We start from the raw sequence: 13397 nt of genomic DNA, 5'->3' as shown, positions 1-13397 counted from the left end.
TCGGCGGCGTTCTAAATTGGTTTAAAGTGTGACGAACTTCTCATTTGGTTGCTCAACTTTGCAAAAGTGTTAACATGAGCACACTTCTTACTCGTGCTTAAGTGTCGTGTTCTTGGATGGATCAGCAAGGTCAATTTCCTGATATTGCAGAAAGACTTAATCAAGTTCGTATCGCACGAGCTTTAGCCTTGTTGTCGCCACTTCAAAAGCATTTGTTCCGTTTGATCCCCTTTCTTATTCAGCAGAATAGCGTCCAGTATCCCGGCTTTGTCGATGCCGACACACCGTGTGGGATCCAAGGTTATCGTCCTGATTCACTTGAGGCGCAGGCCTGCGATGTATTTAAGCTCCCCTTTATTGCTAATGAGGTTGAAAATCCAGCCTTTGAAGGCGTTTACGCTATGGGTAGCACGGCCAGTTTTGGCCAGAATGCCAAGAGTGATGTGGATGTATGGCTAGTGCACCATGCACAGCTGTGTGATGAGGACTTAGCCTTAATCAAATTAAAAGCCGAGCGTTTAACCGCTTGGTTTGCCGAATATCAATTTGAGGTGAACTTTTACTTAGTTCACCCGCTGCAATTTTCTGGCGATAAATCGCAGCGTTCCGGTTGCCAATCGTCGATGGCCCATGAGCACAGCGGTAGTACGCAACATTGGTTATTGCTTGAGGAGTTTTATCGCAGCCAAATTCGGTTAGCGGGTAAAACCATCGCATGGTGGCCCGATGCCAAGCTTAATCCTGAGCTGTTGTACCTAGGTAATGTGCACGAGCTGCCGGCGAGTGAGTACTTTGGGGCGTCGCTGTGGCAGCTCTATAAAGGCCTTAATAAACCCCATAAGGCGTTGATAAAAGTACTGCTACTGGAAGCCTATGCGAGTGAATATCCCCATTCGCAGCTGTTGTGCGACAGGTTGTGGCAAAAGACCTTAGCGGGGGATTTTTCCACCTCTAACGATGCTTATTACGCAATTTATGAGGTCATCGAAGCCTATCTATTAAAGCAGAATGATAATCGTCGACTCGAGATTGTGCGCCGCTGTTTTTATCTCAAATGTGGTGTGTATTTGAGCGTCGCGGACCAAGGCAAAGACTGGCGCTACGCCAAAATGCAAAAACTCGTGCAAGAATGGCAGTGGCCCGACAGCTTGATTTCGACCTTAGATGACTGTGAGCATTGGCACAGCGGACAATTGAACTGGTTCAATGAACAGCTTAACGAGTTACTGCTGGCGAGTTACCAAACGCTGCTGCGCTTCGCCTCGACCCATGAGTTGAATGAGGGACTCAGGATTGAAGAGTTAGGGATGCTCACCCGCAAGCTGCACACTTACTTCAGCCAAGATGAAGATCAAATTGCTAAGTTAAATCTGCTCTGGAGTCGCTCGGTCGCCGAATCTGAAGTGACCATGGTGTCTAGCGCCAAGGAAAACCAATATTACCTTTATCGTCAGGGGCCAAAGCCGCAAAATCTGTTGGGCGAATCGGCGATATGTAAGGGGAAAACTCCTTCTGCATTGATGATCTGGGCCTGCTTGAACGGCGTGTCGACGCCAGAAACCAAATGGTATGAGTTTGGCCAGAGTAAGGTTAAGTCTCGGCGCCTAACCGAGGCGGCGCGGCGACTCTTGAACTTTATCGACCACGACTGGCGGGTGTCGAAACTCGACCTATGTCAGCCTTGGCATTTTCGAAAGCTGATTTTTGTTCTTAATCTCGACTGCGACCCTACCGTCCACTGGCATGGGCAAGAGATGATGGTCGATGTGATGAATGCCAACGTGTTTTCTTTGGGCCGTAAGAAGGAAAATATGCTCGGCGCCCTCGATGCCATCTGTCTCAATAGTTGGGGAGAGTGGCAATGCCACCGTTTTGAGGGCGAAACCGCAGTATTGCAGGCGCTATCGTTTGTCACGCCGGGATTAAGGAGAGCGACCCATCCGGTGGATATGGATGTGATTAGCTGCTCACAAAAACTCAGGCCTCAGCTTAAGTTAGCGGTGAAAAACCTGCTGAAACAAACCGTGCGCCTATGTCAGCAGGTGCAACAATCGAGCACTTTAGTGCAGCCGCTGCAAATCAGTCATACCCGTTATGGGATCTTCTTTAACCCATTGGGGATGGCGTATCAGGACTTGAGCGATGCCAAATCCTTCTATCAGCAGTTGTCACGCAGTCATTTGGTGCAATTGCCTCGGCCCGAGTTGGGCGACGATCCCTTTTCGAGTATGCCGAAAATTATTCAGAACTTTGCGGCTAAGGGAGCGATTCAATATTTCCTGCGCCAGCGGCCCGAAAGTTTGGATGTGTTTATTCTCGATGAAGATAATCAGCTCAGCCATTATGTGCAGCCTGGCTCGAATATGATGGAGTTGGTCAACAAAGTGAGTCATCACTATGTATTTGATGAGTATTATGCTTCGAAGGCGAGGTTTAACATTCCGCAGTTTTTCCATCTAGTGCGGGTAGCGGGCGAGTTGACTGTCATGCCCTTTGGGGTCGATATCAATAACGCTAACGTGGAGTTTTAAGCGGGAATCGCTCCCGCTTGTTAATGCTGCACGCGCTTATTTAGAAGCTCAGTGCGATACCGCTCTGGCGAAGGATTGAGTCCTGTACAAAGGGCATAAACTCGCCACCATTACGGCCATCAATCCATTTACCATCAACAAAACCAAAGTGATAGCCACCGAAACGGGTCGCAACCCAAATCTCATGCAAAGGCTCTTGTTTGTTGATGACAATTTTCGAACCATCGACAAATTCCAGCTGTAACACGTTACCGCTGGCATCAATATCGACATCGGCGTCTTGTTCATCAATTGCGGTTTCGATAGCGGTCTCTATCGCTTGGAACATGTCATCGGCGAGCTGGTGAAATTCTGTATCTGTCATGGCCATGCATTTCTGTCCTTTGCTTTCGTCAAGATGGGTGCGATTATAAGGCTATTAGTCACCAGATGCACAGATGTTGAGAAAAATGAGACTGTTTTTATTGTTATTGCTTGGTAGCCTATTCATTACAGCATGCGGTCAAAAAGGCCCCCTGTATAAATCCTCTCCCGCAGAGGTGAGTCAGCCTACAGAAATTAAGGCGCCGAAGAGTGAAGCGACCCCTGCCGACCCGGCGGAGCCTCAAGCTGAAACTGAAAAAACACAATAATAATCAGCATAATTACAACAAAGCGCAGTAAGGAATCGGACATTGGATCACTTTCTCTACCAAGACAATACCCTGTACGCCGAAGGCTGTCGGGTCAATGATTTAGCCCAGCAGTATGGCACGCCACTGTATATCTATTCCCGTGCGACGCTCGAACGTCACTGGCATGCGTTTAACAATGCGGTGGCCGACCATCCACATTTAGTGTGTTACGCGGTGAAAGCCAACTCGAACTTAGCAGTACTAAACGTATTGGCTCGTTTAGGCAGTGGTTTTGATATTGTCTCGGGCGGAGAGTTAGCGCGGGTGATTGAAGCCGGTGGCGACCCGGCCAAAGTGGTATTTTCGGGCGTGGGTAAAACCGTTGCCGAAATGGAACAGGCACTTAACCTCGGTATTTATTGCTTTAATGTCGAATCGAGCGCCGAGCTTGAGCAGTTAAATCAGGTCGCAGGCCGCTTAGGTAAAATTGCTCCCGTGTCATTGCGGGTGAATCCCGATGTCGATGCCGGTACGCATCCTTATATTTCGACGGGCCTTAAAGAGAACAAATTTGGTATCGCCATGGATGAGGCTGAAGTCGTATTTACCCGTGCCCATGCGCTGCCACATTTGCAGGTAAAAGGGGTTGATTGCCATATCGGTTCACAACTGACTGAGATCCAGCCTTTCCTCGATGCGATGGACAGAATGTTAGCCCTTATCGACCGTTTGGCCGAGCAAGGCATTGTGATTGAACACTTCGATGTGGGTGGTGGTTTAGGGGTAACCTATGATGATGAAACTCCGCCGCATCCTGATGTTTACGCCGCCGCGCTGCTCGCACGTTTAGGCGATCGCAAGCTCAAGTTAATTTTCGAGCCGGGTCGCGCCATTGCCGCTAACGCGGGCATTTTCGTCACTCAGGTGCTGTACCTTAAAGAAAACAGTGATAAACGTTTTGCGATTGTCGACGGCGCGATGAACGACTTAATTCGCCCCGCACTCTATAGCGCTTGGCAAAATATCATTCCGGTAAATCCAAGGGATGAACTGGCGCAAGTATTTGATATCGTAGGGCCAGTGTGTGAAACCGGTGACTTTTTAGGTAAAGACAGACAACTCGCGATTGCGGCAGGGGATTTACTGGTTGTGCGCTCGAGCGGTGCCTACGGTTTTGCCATGGCCTCTAACTATAACACTCGTCCCCGTGCGGCCGAGGTGATGGTCGATGGTGACAAGGCTTATCTGGTGCGTGAGCGAGAAAAATTAGCGCAGCTCTGGCAAGGTGAGCAACTCCTGCCGTAAACTAGAAAATTATATTGATTCAGGCGCTTGGCTAGTTAATGGCGGCGCCTAGGCTTAAAGGATAAGTATCTTGATCCAATTCACTAAGATGCACGGACTGGGCAACGATTTTATGGTGGTCGATGGTGTCACGCAGAACGTGTTCTTTTCGCCTGAGCAGATCCGCCGTTTAGCCGACCGTAACTTTGGTGTCGGTTTCGATCAACTTTTACTGGTTGAGCCGCCCTATGATCCCGATTTGGATTTTCACTATCGTATCTTTAATGCCGACGGTGGTGAGGTCGAAAACTGTGGCAATGGCGCCCGTTGTTTTGCGCGCTTTGTTCGTAATAAAGGGCTGACGAATAAGAATAAAATTCGTGTAAGTACCTCGGCGGGTAAGATGACTCTGCGCCTCGAACGTGACGGCACTGTCACTGTGAATATGGGCGTGCCTGTGCTCGATCCTAGCCAAATTCCTTTCAAAGCCAAGAAGGCCGAAAAAACCTATCTGCTGCAAACGTCGCAACAAACGTTTTTATGTGGCGCGGCGTCGATGGGTAATCCCCATTGCGTGCTCGATGTGGAAGATGTTGCTAACGCGAATGTCGCCGAGATTGGTGCACTGCTCACTAAACATGAACGCTTTCCGCGCGGGGTAAACGTCGGCTTTATGCAGGTGGTGAACTCGGGCCATATCAAGCTTAGAGTTTACGAGCGTGGTGCGGCCGAGACCTTAGCCTGTGGCACTGGCGCTTGTGCCGCCGTGGTAGTAGGGCAAATCCAAGGCAAACTCGACCAACAGGTACGTGTCGACTTGCCGGGGGGCACCTTAACCATCAATTGGGAAGGTGAAGGCAAACCCCTGTGGATGACGGGGCCAGCGCAGCACGTTTACGATGGACAAATTCAGTTATGACCGAGCCTTTGATGCCGCAGACCGATCTTCCCTTCGATGAGTTGATTATTCGCGAGTACCTACTCGATAACCCAGACTTTTTTAATCGTTATCCCGAGCTGTTACTTGCGATGCGTTTACCCCATTCGGAGCGCGGCGCGATTTCCTTGGTCGAGCGTCGTCAAGAGTTACTGCGCCAACGGGTTGGGCAACTCGAAGAAGAAATCACCAGTCTGCTGGCGATGGCAGCGCGCAATGAAAAGATATTCCTCTTTAATACCGAGCTGTCTTTTAAGTTACTCAATTGCGTTAATTTAGAAGCCCTTAAAGAAGTGCTGGCCGATAGTTTAAAGACGCAGTTTAATTTTACCCATGTGCGCCTGATCAGCGTGTTAGATGCCGATGTGGAGATGCAAGCGATTTGGGCTCAGCGTCTGCATAAGGATTACTACTTTGGCCGGTTAACCCAGCAGGAAGCGAAACGCCTGTTTGGTAGCGAAGTGGGCTCTGTCGCGTTAGTGAAATTAGCCGATGAGATCCCGATGATTTTTGCCGTTGCTAGCCAAGATGCGGCGCATTTCCATCCCGATATGGACAATATGTTGCTCGAACAATTGCGCCGATTGCTCGCTCATATGCTGGCCAAACTTTAAGGTACATGGTGCGCCTTGCCTCAATTGCGTAATGATGAGGAGATGGAGATGACCCCGCAGTGTCAGTCCTATTTGCAGCAGTTTGAAACCTATATGCAGTCTGAGCGCCAGTTGTCGGCGCATACGGTTCGCAATTATATGTATGAATTGCAGCGGGGAAGCGAGTTACTGCCCGAGGGCGTCGATCTGCTCAATGTGAGTCGTGAGCATTGGCAACAGGTGCTTGCTAAACTGCATCGCAGGGGCTTGAGCCCGCGCTCGCTATCATTGTGGTTGTCGGCCATCAAACAGTGGGGAGAATTTTTATTACGCTCAGGCGTGATTGAACTTAATCCTGCCAAGGGACTGAGTGCGCCCAAACAAGCCAAACCGTTACCGAAGAATATCGATGTCGATTCTATCTCGCATCTACTCGCGATTGAGGGCAATGATCCGCTGACCCTGCGTGATAAAGCCATTATGGAGCTGTTTTACTCCAGTGGATTGCGCTTGGCAGAGTTGGCGGCGCTGGACTTATCCAGCGTGCAATACGACCAGCATGAAGTGCGCGTGTTAGGTAAAGGCAACAAAGAGCGCATCGTCCCCGTTGGGCGTTACGCCATAGAGGCTATCAGTGCTTGGCTTAAGTGCCGCAAACAAATTTCCTGTGAAGATAATGCATTGTTTGTCACGGAGAAGGGCAAGCGTTTGTCCCATCGCAGTATTCAGGCGCGGATGAGCAAATGGGGTCAGGAGCAGGCGCTTTCTATGCGGGTGCATCCCCATAAGTTACGCCATTCCTTTGCGACGCACATGCTGGAATCCAGTGCCGATTTACGGGCGGTGCAGGAATTATTGGGTCACGAAAACCTGTCGACCACGCAAATTTATACCAGTTTAGATTTCCAACACTTAGCTAAGGTGTATGATAACGCCCATCCTAGAGCGAAAAAACAACAGGATAAATAATGCGTTGTTATCTTAGACCCCAGAATATTCGTGCGATCAGCTTCGATCTCGACGATACCTTATACGATAACGAGCCACATATTCTGAATGCCGAAGCCGAGCTAACGCAGTTTTTGCATCAGGCTTTTCCGCTGACTCAGGCTTGGCAACCGCAGCAATGGCGACTGCTCAAGTTACAGTTGCTACAGCAAAATCCCGCCCTAGCCCATGACACCTCGGCGGCGCGAATTGCGACTCTGCATAAAGGCCTTTCGCTGCTCGGTTATAGCGAGTCGGAGGCAAAACGGGGCGCACAGGAAGGTTTGGATTGTTTCTATTTCCATCGCAGCCATTTTCAGGTTTCAGACGAAGTATTGGCGCTACTCACGCGCTTATCGGCCCATTTTCGGTTGATTGGTATCACCAATGGTAATGTGGACGCACAACGCATTGGCTTGAGTGAGGTGTTCGAATTTGTGCTGCATCCTGGTAGTGGTGTGCGGATGAAGCCCGCTAAAGATATGTTTTCACAAGCCTGTGAAAGGCTGGATATCGGCTTAGACGAACTGCTGCACGTGGGTGATAGTATGAATGCCGATGTTCGCGGTGCGCGTTTGGCGGGGTGTCAGTCGGTCTGGCTCAACCCGAGTTTTGGCCGCGTGGCGTCGCTGCCGATAGCAGCCCTATTACCCCATATGGAAATTGCGACCCTCGATGCTCTGCTGGAGATCTTGTTGCCTTAATTTGGTTTAAGGAAAGTTGAGCTAAGTTATCCGCTGAATTAAGCGATAGCTTAAGGTGATAAGGATCAAAGATTGCTTCACGGCTTTGCCGTAGAGTGTTCGATATCTTTCACTCGGTTGTTACGCCATCACTGTCAAGGAACTGCTATGGTGCGTTTAAGTCTGTTGCTCCTCTTGAGTCTCTCGTTTATTGCCCCTGCGTCGGCGCACGAAATCCACTCCGGTGGTGGTTTTATGGCGGGCTTTAATCATCCCGTTTTGGGCTTTGACCATCTCCTTGCCATGTTGAGTGTGGGCATGCTTAGTACTCAATTGGGCGGCCGAGCCATTTGGACTGTGCCCTTAGCCTTTGTGTGTTTTATGTTGGTCGGTGGCATTTTAGGCCTGTATGCGATTCCGGTGCCCTTTGTCGAAATTGGCATTGCGCTATCTGTCTTATTGCTTGGGCTAGCGATAGCTTTTGACCGCCAACTTCCGCTGTTGTTTGCCATGGCCTTTGTGGGCGTGTTTGCGATTTTCCACGGCCATGCCCATGGGATGGAAATGCCCGAACTCGCCAGTCCCATACTCTATGCCTTCGGTTTCTTGTTTGGCACTGCGGTCATTCATCTTGGTGGGGTCATGTTAGGATTAGGCATGCAGCGCCTGACGGGCCAGCGCCGCTTAATGCGGGTATCGGGCGTGGCGATTGCGGCTATGGGCGGATATTTACTCGCTGGCTTTTAATGGCTTAACGCGCCTTGAGTTGCTTAGTGCAATGATGGGCGCGGCGTAGCATTTGCGTGACCTGTCTTCGGCTGGCGTGCATGTCGGCATCTCCAACGCGAAAATAAGTCCCAGTATAAGGATCTGTGCCGATAAACACGGGCTTTAGGTGTTCTGGCGCGAGTGGCACGCGAATCCTTATCAGCTTTTTATTCATAATTTCAATTAGCTGCACATCAGAAATCGCTAGGATATTATGGCTGGTGCGGCTTGGATCATCGAGGATTTCCCAAAACTCCTGCAACACGGGCAGGGGATTCGGAATGCCTTCAATGGTGAAATGACCATGTTCTTCACGTACCCCGAGGATAATCTCGCCACCTAAGGTGTTAGCGAAGGAGCTATAGGTCGCCCAAATATCTTCGGGGAGCTGACCTTGACCATCGCGGCCCCGCGCGAGTTTGAACTCCACTTGGGCGGACTCATGCAGTGAACCAATATCATCGAGTGCGAATGTTGGGTATGTCATGGCGGCGGCTCCTTGCGTAGCACACCACTTTTTGTAACACGCCAAAATAACAAAGGCCAGCAGTTGTGCTGGCCTTTGTTGTGAATCAGCAGTCTGTACTAGGCGAGTTGTAGCGCCTTAGGGAAGAGAATGTTGTTCTCTAAATGGATGTGTCGGTGCAAGTCTGCCTCAAATTCGACCAGAGTCGCGTAACAAACGCGCCATGTGGTGCAGGCGTATTCCGGCGGCGAAAAATCATTGGTTAACTCGTGTAGCTTTTGCAAAATTTGCCCAGCTTCTTCGTGCTCGTATTGCATCGCATTGATGGGGTTGCCTATATGGCCAAAACAACCTTGCACTTGCTCACCTTGGCTCATGGCGCGGATCGCCGGGAAGAGGATATTTTCTTCCTTCATCAAATGCGGCATTAAGTCTTCAATTAAGGCGCGCACCCAGCCAGCGAAAGGAATGATCTCCGCATAATGCTCACCATGGGCGCGCACCATTTTCTCTGAATATTCGAGCAATAACGGCGCCTTAGCGCGAACGTATTGATGGTGGGTGCGCTCGATATAATCGATCAACTGGTCGAGTGGCAATTGATTGAGTTCATCTTCCTTGGCTCCCGAGTGGGAAACGGCCTCCAATGCGGCGACGACTTGCTCAGGATTGGCCTCTGCTCGCTCGCAGGCATTGGCGAGTGCTCGACCACCCCCGCAGCAGAAATCGATACCAAATTGGCTAAATACGTGGGCGCGGCGAAAATCCTCTGCGACCAATTCCCCCACTTTACGTTCAAGCCATGGGGTGATTGAGGCTGACTGTGCTTCAACTGGGTTTTCGGATGAGAGATGGGCAGATAACATAGCAACACTCCAAAGCGAGAATAATTTTACATGCATAATATTTGCAGCTTTATATTGGCGCAATAAATCCTGACTAAATTAGTCGGGCATATCACATTTCATGCAGTGAAATATCTCTAAGGGAGTAGCAAAGTTGCCTTAAGGTCAGCACAATTCAATTACTTTGCTGTGGCGGGGAATGGTCGCTAATAAAGCAAAAAGGCGAGTCATTGCTGACTCGCCTTTTCAATACAACAGCTTAATCCTTGCGGATTAGTTCATGCCGTATTAACTTAGTGGTCGTTTTTGGTTGTTCTTGGTTTGTTGGGTTTGAAACTGTAAGTGTTTATAATTTAAGTTGTTTGATGTGTTTTTGTACGGGTTTGTATTGGTATTTATTCATTCTTATGGTTAACTAGGGGTACATATGGGTGTACATATGGGTGTGAGTGTGTGGGTGTGTATTAGTGTGCATATTCTGGGTGGATAGAGCCTGTTGAAGGCGCTTTTTTCGCAAGAGATTTGTAGGTTGATATTTACTCCGAAATTTAAGCTAATAATTAAGAGACATTGATGAAGCTTTACGACAAAAATATTCGAGCAGTTTTCAATAAAAATCACCCTAAAGCATTCGAGCTTTCAGATGGTCGAGGGTTAGGGGCGAGAGTGAGCCCTTTAGGTAAAGTTCGTTGGCAATATAGGTACAAAATTGATGGCAAAAATTTCAGGATGGATTTAGGAGACTATCCAGAATTATCTTTAGTTAAAGCTAGGGATATGGCACATCAATGCCGTGAATGGTTAGCGAATGGAAAAGATCCCAAAATCCAACGCTCTATTGGACGAGAAAAATCATTTAATCCCATCACAGTTAAAGACGCGCTTGAGTATTGGTATGCGGAACAAGCTGTTACTCGTAGGAAAAACCATGAAAAACATAGAGCACAATTTGTTAAGCATATCTATCCGTATATAGGGCATTTGCCTATAACAGATTTGGAAACAAGACATTGGATTGAATGCTTTGATCGTATAAGTAAAGGTATTCCGAGTAAGCAACGTCCAGCCCCAGTTGCCTCAGGCTATGTTCTTCAGAACATCAAGCAGGCTTTGATTTTTTGTAAAAATAGGCAATTTGTACACACTACTGCGTTGGACTCCTTAACAATTCAAGATGTGGGGAGAAAGCAAAATAAAAGGGATAGAGTTCTCAGCCAGCGTGAACTAGCTGATTTCATCAAACTTCTTAATTCCGATGTATTACCAGAGTATTACGGCAACTTGTTTAAACTATTGGTTATTTTTGGTGCTAGAACCCATGAAGTTAGGGAGTCTACTTGGTCACAATGGGATTTCGAGGAAGGATTATGGACGGTTCACTCGCGGGAGAATAAAAACAAAATGGTTAAGATAGTTAGGCCAATTCCTGATGACTTGAAAGAGTTCATGGTGAAACTGAAAGGCAATGCTAAGTCTAGTGATCTCATTCTTGGAAAGTTTAAAGAAGATGCGACTGTCAGTGCTTATGGTGGCTCTTTATGGAAGAAACTAGGACATTCTGAAAAGTGGACTTTGCATGATTTACGTCGAGTTATCTCAACCTACATGAATGACTTAGGCGTTGCCCCTTACGTTGTTGAGCAGCTATTAGGGCATAAATTGGGTGGGGTTATGGCTATTTATAATCGCAGCCAATATATCCCCGAGAAAAAGAAAGCCTTAGATATGTGGGTTGAACGTTTAAAACTTCTGGTGGATAAGCCTGATAATGTGTCCATTTTGAAACGGAAAGCATAAATATTAATCTGTCACGTCCCAACTGTTTACGGAGAGGTTTTATGTTTTTGTTAAAGAAATCCCGATACCGAATGTGGTGGTCATTCGAAAGAGTGACCACCCGAATAGTCAGTCCAGTTCGGGAGTATAAAAGTGAAAATTTCGAAGCGTGCAATTCGTCGCCATCATAATGTTCGTCTCAAAAAATATAGGGCTATTTATTGGGGAGGTAGCCCTAAACAATCAACCCAATTTCTTGGAATTTGTTTGGTAACGCCATGCATTTGCTCTTGCTATATGTGTGGTAATCAACGCTACTTCTGGGGTGCTAGCTTTCAAGAGCAAAGGCAAAAACTAAGGTATTCATAACGCAAGCTTTTATGCCAGCAGTAAGTTATCAATTTAAGAGGTGAACACATGATCATTGACGCGCTAGGTTTAACAGAGCACATCATTATAACTGTAGATACTGAAGAGGCATTTAAGATTGCGCCATATCGAGCGCAAGATCCTAAGATAGACGCTATGTTGAAGCGAGTTATGATTGGTGGCTGTGATGTTTACGGTATAAGCATGACTGGCAACGGTAAAGCCTCACCATGGGGTATTATCAATCGATTACGTGAGCTTGGTTATGATGTTGAAGCTCAGGGATATGTAGAGCCCAAATCAAACAATAAAATAGCTACACATGTAGATGGATTGGTTTACTGAGCAACAAACCAAAAGGTAATAAATGGATAGACTTGAGCTATCCATTATCTTGGTTAAACATTCATGGTTTGTGAAGTAAAGGGTATTTCGCAAGAATTGGGCTTTGTTAATATATATTCAAAATATGGTTTTGGAGGTAACTAGGTTTTGTTATAAGACTAATTGCTTAAGTACTTCATCAAAAATTTTTGAGGTAATTCATATGCTATCAATTTTACTAAAGACAAGATGGGGTATTTTTGATAAACCTATTAATTACTTATGGATGGTGAGGATGGAACCTAAATGGCAAGGCAATTGTGCGAGGAACGATTAGCATTTATTGAAATGTTAGCATTCTGGCAAGGGTATGTTCGCAATTGCGACGTAGTCAAACAGTTTCATGTCTCTCGTCAGCAAGCCTATAAGGATATCAACCAATATCAGCAACTCCATCCTCAATACTTACTTAAGAATAATGATGCTAGTTATCATTTCAGCAAAGGCTCGTCTCCACAGTATTTTGATGGACATCTAGACACTTACCTTCATTGGCTGCAAACGCATGAATTTGTGCCCACCAGCAATAGGCAATCAGTACAAGCATATTCGCTAACAAGTCCACCTCGAAAGATATCTCCACAGATCATTGCAATATTGAGCCAAGCAATCAGAAAACAACTTAAGGTTGAGATTGCTTATGTGTCCTTATCAAATCCAGAAGCTGATGGCCGTATTTTTAGTCCCCATTGTTTTGTTAAAGCGGGCGGAAGATGGCATGTGCGTGGTTTCTGTGAAAAATCCAATGGCTATCGAGACCTCGTGCTAAGTCGCTTTCGAGGAGAGGCTTTAATTGAGGGGGATTCTATTCATTCAGTTAAGCAAGATGATGCTTGGCAAACCTTCATAACTCTAGTGCTAGCACCGGATCAACGACTTTCTCCTGCACAGCAAGAAGTATTGATGAATGACTATCAGATGAATAACGGTCAGCTTCATCTCACGACTAGAGCAGCCTTAGCTGACTATCTCTTAAAAGAAATGCAAGTGAATACTAAGTATTTAGATGGCTCGCCAGAAGCTCAGCAGTTAGTGCTTGTTAATCGAAATGACGTGAAGCAGTGGCTTTTTAGTTCCTAATTCATGTGACAGCTACAAATTATCCATGTGAGGTAAAGTTACTTTACCTGATGTTTCATCCAGCATTGAGATGCATATCT

The 13397-nt window shown here is 47.1% G+C and carries 14 protein-coding genes; 11 read left to right on the top strand and 3 right to left on the bottom strand.

The window, feature by feature from the left end; translation table 11 throughout:
- Positions 1 to 116: 116 nt before the first annotated feature.
- A complete protein-coding gene (locus tag ACUZ8J_RS19255; protein ID WP_446694671.1) occupies positions 117 to 2531 on the top strand; it encodes a class I adenylate cyclase in 2415 nt (804 codons plus the stop codon).
- A 40-nt stretch (positions 2532 to 2571) separates the two neighbouring features.
- On the opposite strand, the gene cyaY is transcribed toward ACUZ8J_RS19255, so the two are convergent.
- Positions 2572 to 2901, bottom strand: coding sequence for an iron donor protein CyaY (gene cyaY / locus ACUZ8J_RS19250; protein ID WP_011621196.1), 330 nt, complete (start codon positions 2899 to 2901; stop codon positions 2572 to 2574).
- 67 nt (positions 2902 to 2968) lie between these two features.
- Here cyaY and lptM point away from each other — a divergent pair, with 67 nt between their 5' ends.
- The 7 genes from lptM to ACUZ8J_RS19215 all read left to right on the top strand — a co-directional run bounded on the left by lptM (position 2969) and on the right by ACUZ8J_RS19215 (position 8376).
- On the top strand, positions 2969 to 3163 hold the full coding sequence (gene lptM / locus ACUZ8J_RS19245) for an LPS translocon maturation chaperone LptM (RefSeq protein ID WP_011627406.1): 195 nt from the start codon (positions 2969 to 2971) through the stop codon (positions 3161 to 3163).
- A gap of 42 nt (positions 3164 to 3205) precedes the next feature.
- Complete coding sequence (gene lysA, locus ACUZ8J_RS19240; RefSeq protein WP_446694670.1) at positions 3206 to 4450, top strand: diaminopimelate decarboxylase; 1245 nt, start codon at positions 3206 to 3208, stop codon at positions 4448 to 4450.
- 70 nt (positions 4451 to 4520) lie between these two features.
- Positions 4521 to 5348: a diaminopimelate epimerase gene (dapF, locus tag ACUZ8J_RS19235; RefSeq protein ID WP_011621198.1), complete on the top strand. Its 828-nt coding sequence runs from the start codon at positions 4521 to 4523 to the stop codon at positions 5346 to 5348.
- The gene (locus tag ACUZ8J_RS19230) at positions 5345 to 5980 is read left to right on the top strand and encodes a DUF484 family protein (RefSeq protein ID WP_446694669.1); all 636 of its coding nucleotides are present in this window, start codon (positions 5345 to 5347) and stop codon (positions 5978 to 5980) included. Before dapF ends, ACUZ8J_RS19230 begins: the two co-directional genes overlap by 4 nt.
- A gap of 48 nt (positions 5981 to 6028) precedes the next feature.
- Positions 6029 to 6928, top strand: a complete 900-nt coding sequence (gene xerC, locus ACUZ8J_RS19225; protein ID WP_446694668.1) for a tyrosine recombinase XerC — start codon at positions 6029 to 6031, stop codon at positions 6926 to 6928.
- On the top strand, positions 6928 to 7650 hold the full coding sequence (locus ACUZ8J_RS19220; protein ID WP_011621201.1) for an HAD-IA family hydrolase: 723 nt from the start codon (positions 6928 to 6930) through the stop codon (positions 7648 to 7650). The genes xerC and ACUZ8J_RS19220 overlap by 1 nt, the downstream gene beginning before the upstream one ends.
- Before the next feature lie 147 nt (positions 7651 to 7797).
- A complete protein-coding gene (locus ACUZ8J_RS19215) occupies positions 7798 to 8376 on the top strand; it encodes a HupE/UreJ family protein (protein ID WP_011715617.1) in 579 nt (192 codons plus the stop codon).
- 4 nt (positions 8377 to 8380) lie between these two features.
- On the opposite strand, the gene ACUZ8J_RS19210 is transcribed toward ACUZ8J_RS19215, so the two are convergent.
- Together ACUZ8J_RS19210 and ric are read right to left on the bottom strand one after the other, a co-directional pair.
- Positions 8381 to 8884 carry an AlbA family DNA-binding domain-containing protein gene (locus ACUZ8J_RS19210; protein WP_109286796.1) on the bottom strand — a complete coding sequence of 168 codons (504 nt, stop codon included), beginning with the start codon at positions 8882 to 8884 and terminating at the stop codon, positions 8381 to 8383.
- Positions 8885 to 8982: 98 nt separating this feature from the next.
- Positions 8983 to 9729 (bottom strand): iron-sulfur cluster repair di-iron protein, encoded by a 747-nt coding sequence (gene ric / locus ACUZ8J_RS19205; protein WP_446694667.1) that lies wholly within the window; start codon positions 9727 to 9729, stop codon positions 8983 to 8985.
- Positions 9730 to 10281: 552 nt separating this feature from the next.
- Here ric and ACUZ8J_RS19200 point away from each other — a divergent pair.
- The 3 genes from ACUZ8J_RS19200 (at position 10282) to ACUZ8J_RS19190 (ending at position 13317) form a co-directional block, all read left to right on the top strand.
- Positions 10282 to 11505: a tyrosine-type recombinase/integrase gene (locus ACUZ8J_RS19200; RefSeq protein ID WP_446694666.1), complete on the top strand. Its 1224-nt coding sequence runs from the start codon at positions 10282 to 10284 to the stop codon at positions 11503 to 11505.
- 396 nt (positions 11506 to 11901) lie between these two features.
- Complete coding sequence (locus tag ACUZ8J_RS19195; protein ID WP_446694665.1) at positions 11902 to 12198, top strand: hypothetical protein; 297 nt, start codon at positions 11902 to 11904, stop codon at positions 12196 to 12198.
- 285 nt (positions 12199 to 12483) lie between these two features.
- A complete protein-coding gene (locus tag ACUZ8J_RS19190) occupies positions 12484 to 13317 on the top strand; it encodes a WYL domain-containing protein (protein WP_446694664.1) in 834 nt (277 codons plus the stop codon).
- Positions 13318 to 13397: the final 80 nt, after the last annotated feature.

It is taken from the genome of Shewanella sp. Koi 1 (assembly GCF_052907445.1).
This window is presented reverse-complemented; position numbering and strand designations above follow the sequence as displayed.

What these genes read in the sequence shown, in the direction of transcription:
- ACUZ8J_RS19255 (WP_446694671.1), top strand. Translation starts at nt 117, where the DNA reads ATGGATCAGCAAGGTCAATTTCCTGATATTGCAGAAAGACTTAATCAA.
- ric (WP_446694667.1), bottom strand. Translation starts at nt 9,729, where the DNA reads ATGTTATCTGCCCATCTCTCATCCGAAAACCCAGTTGAAGCACAGTCA.
- ACUZ8J_RS19210 (WP_109286796.1), bottom strand. Translation starts at nt 8,884, where the DNA reads ATGACATACCCAACATTCGCACTCGATGATATTGGTTCACTGCATGAG.
- ACUZ8J_RS19200 (WP_446694666.1), top strand. Translation starts at nt 10,282, where the DNA reads ATGAAGCTTTACGACAAAAATATTCGAGCAGTTTTCAATAAAAATCAC.
- ACUZ8J_RS19190 (WP_446694664.1), top strand. Translation starts at nt 12,484, where the DNA reads ATGGCAAGGCAATTGTGCGAGGAACGATTAGCATTTATTGAAATGTTA.
- ACUZ8J_RS19220 (WP_011621201.1), top strand. Translation starts at nt 6,928, where the DNA reads ATGCGTTGTTATCTTAGACCCCAGAATATTCGTGCGATCAGCTTCGAT.
- lptM (WP_011627406.1), top strand. Translation starts at nt 2,969, where the DNA reads ATGTTGAGAAAAATGAGACTGTTTTTATTGTTATTGCTTGGTAGCCTA.
- xerC (WP_446694668.1), top strand. Translation starts at nt 6,029, where the DNA reads ATGACCCCGCAGTGTCAGTCCTATTTGCAGCAGTTTGAAACCTATATG.
- ACUZ8J_RS19195 (WP_446694665.1), top strand. Translation starts at nt 11,902, where the DNA reads ATGATCATTGACGCGCTAGGTTTAACAGAGCACATCATTATAACTGTA.
- ACUZ8J_RS19215 (WP_011715617.1), top strand. Translation starts at nt 7,798, where the DNA reads ATGGTGCGTTTAAGTCTGTTGCTCCTCTTGAGTCTCTCGTTTATTGCC.
- cyaY (WP_011621196.1), bottom strand. Translation starts at nt 2,901, where the DNA reads ATGGCCATGACAGATACAGAATTTCACCAGCTCGCCGATGACATGTTC.
- ACUZ8J_RS19230 (WP_446694669.1), top strand. Translation starts at nt 5,345, where the DNA reads ATGACCGAGCCTTTGATGCCGCAGACCGATCTTCCCTTCGATGAGTTG.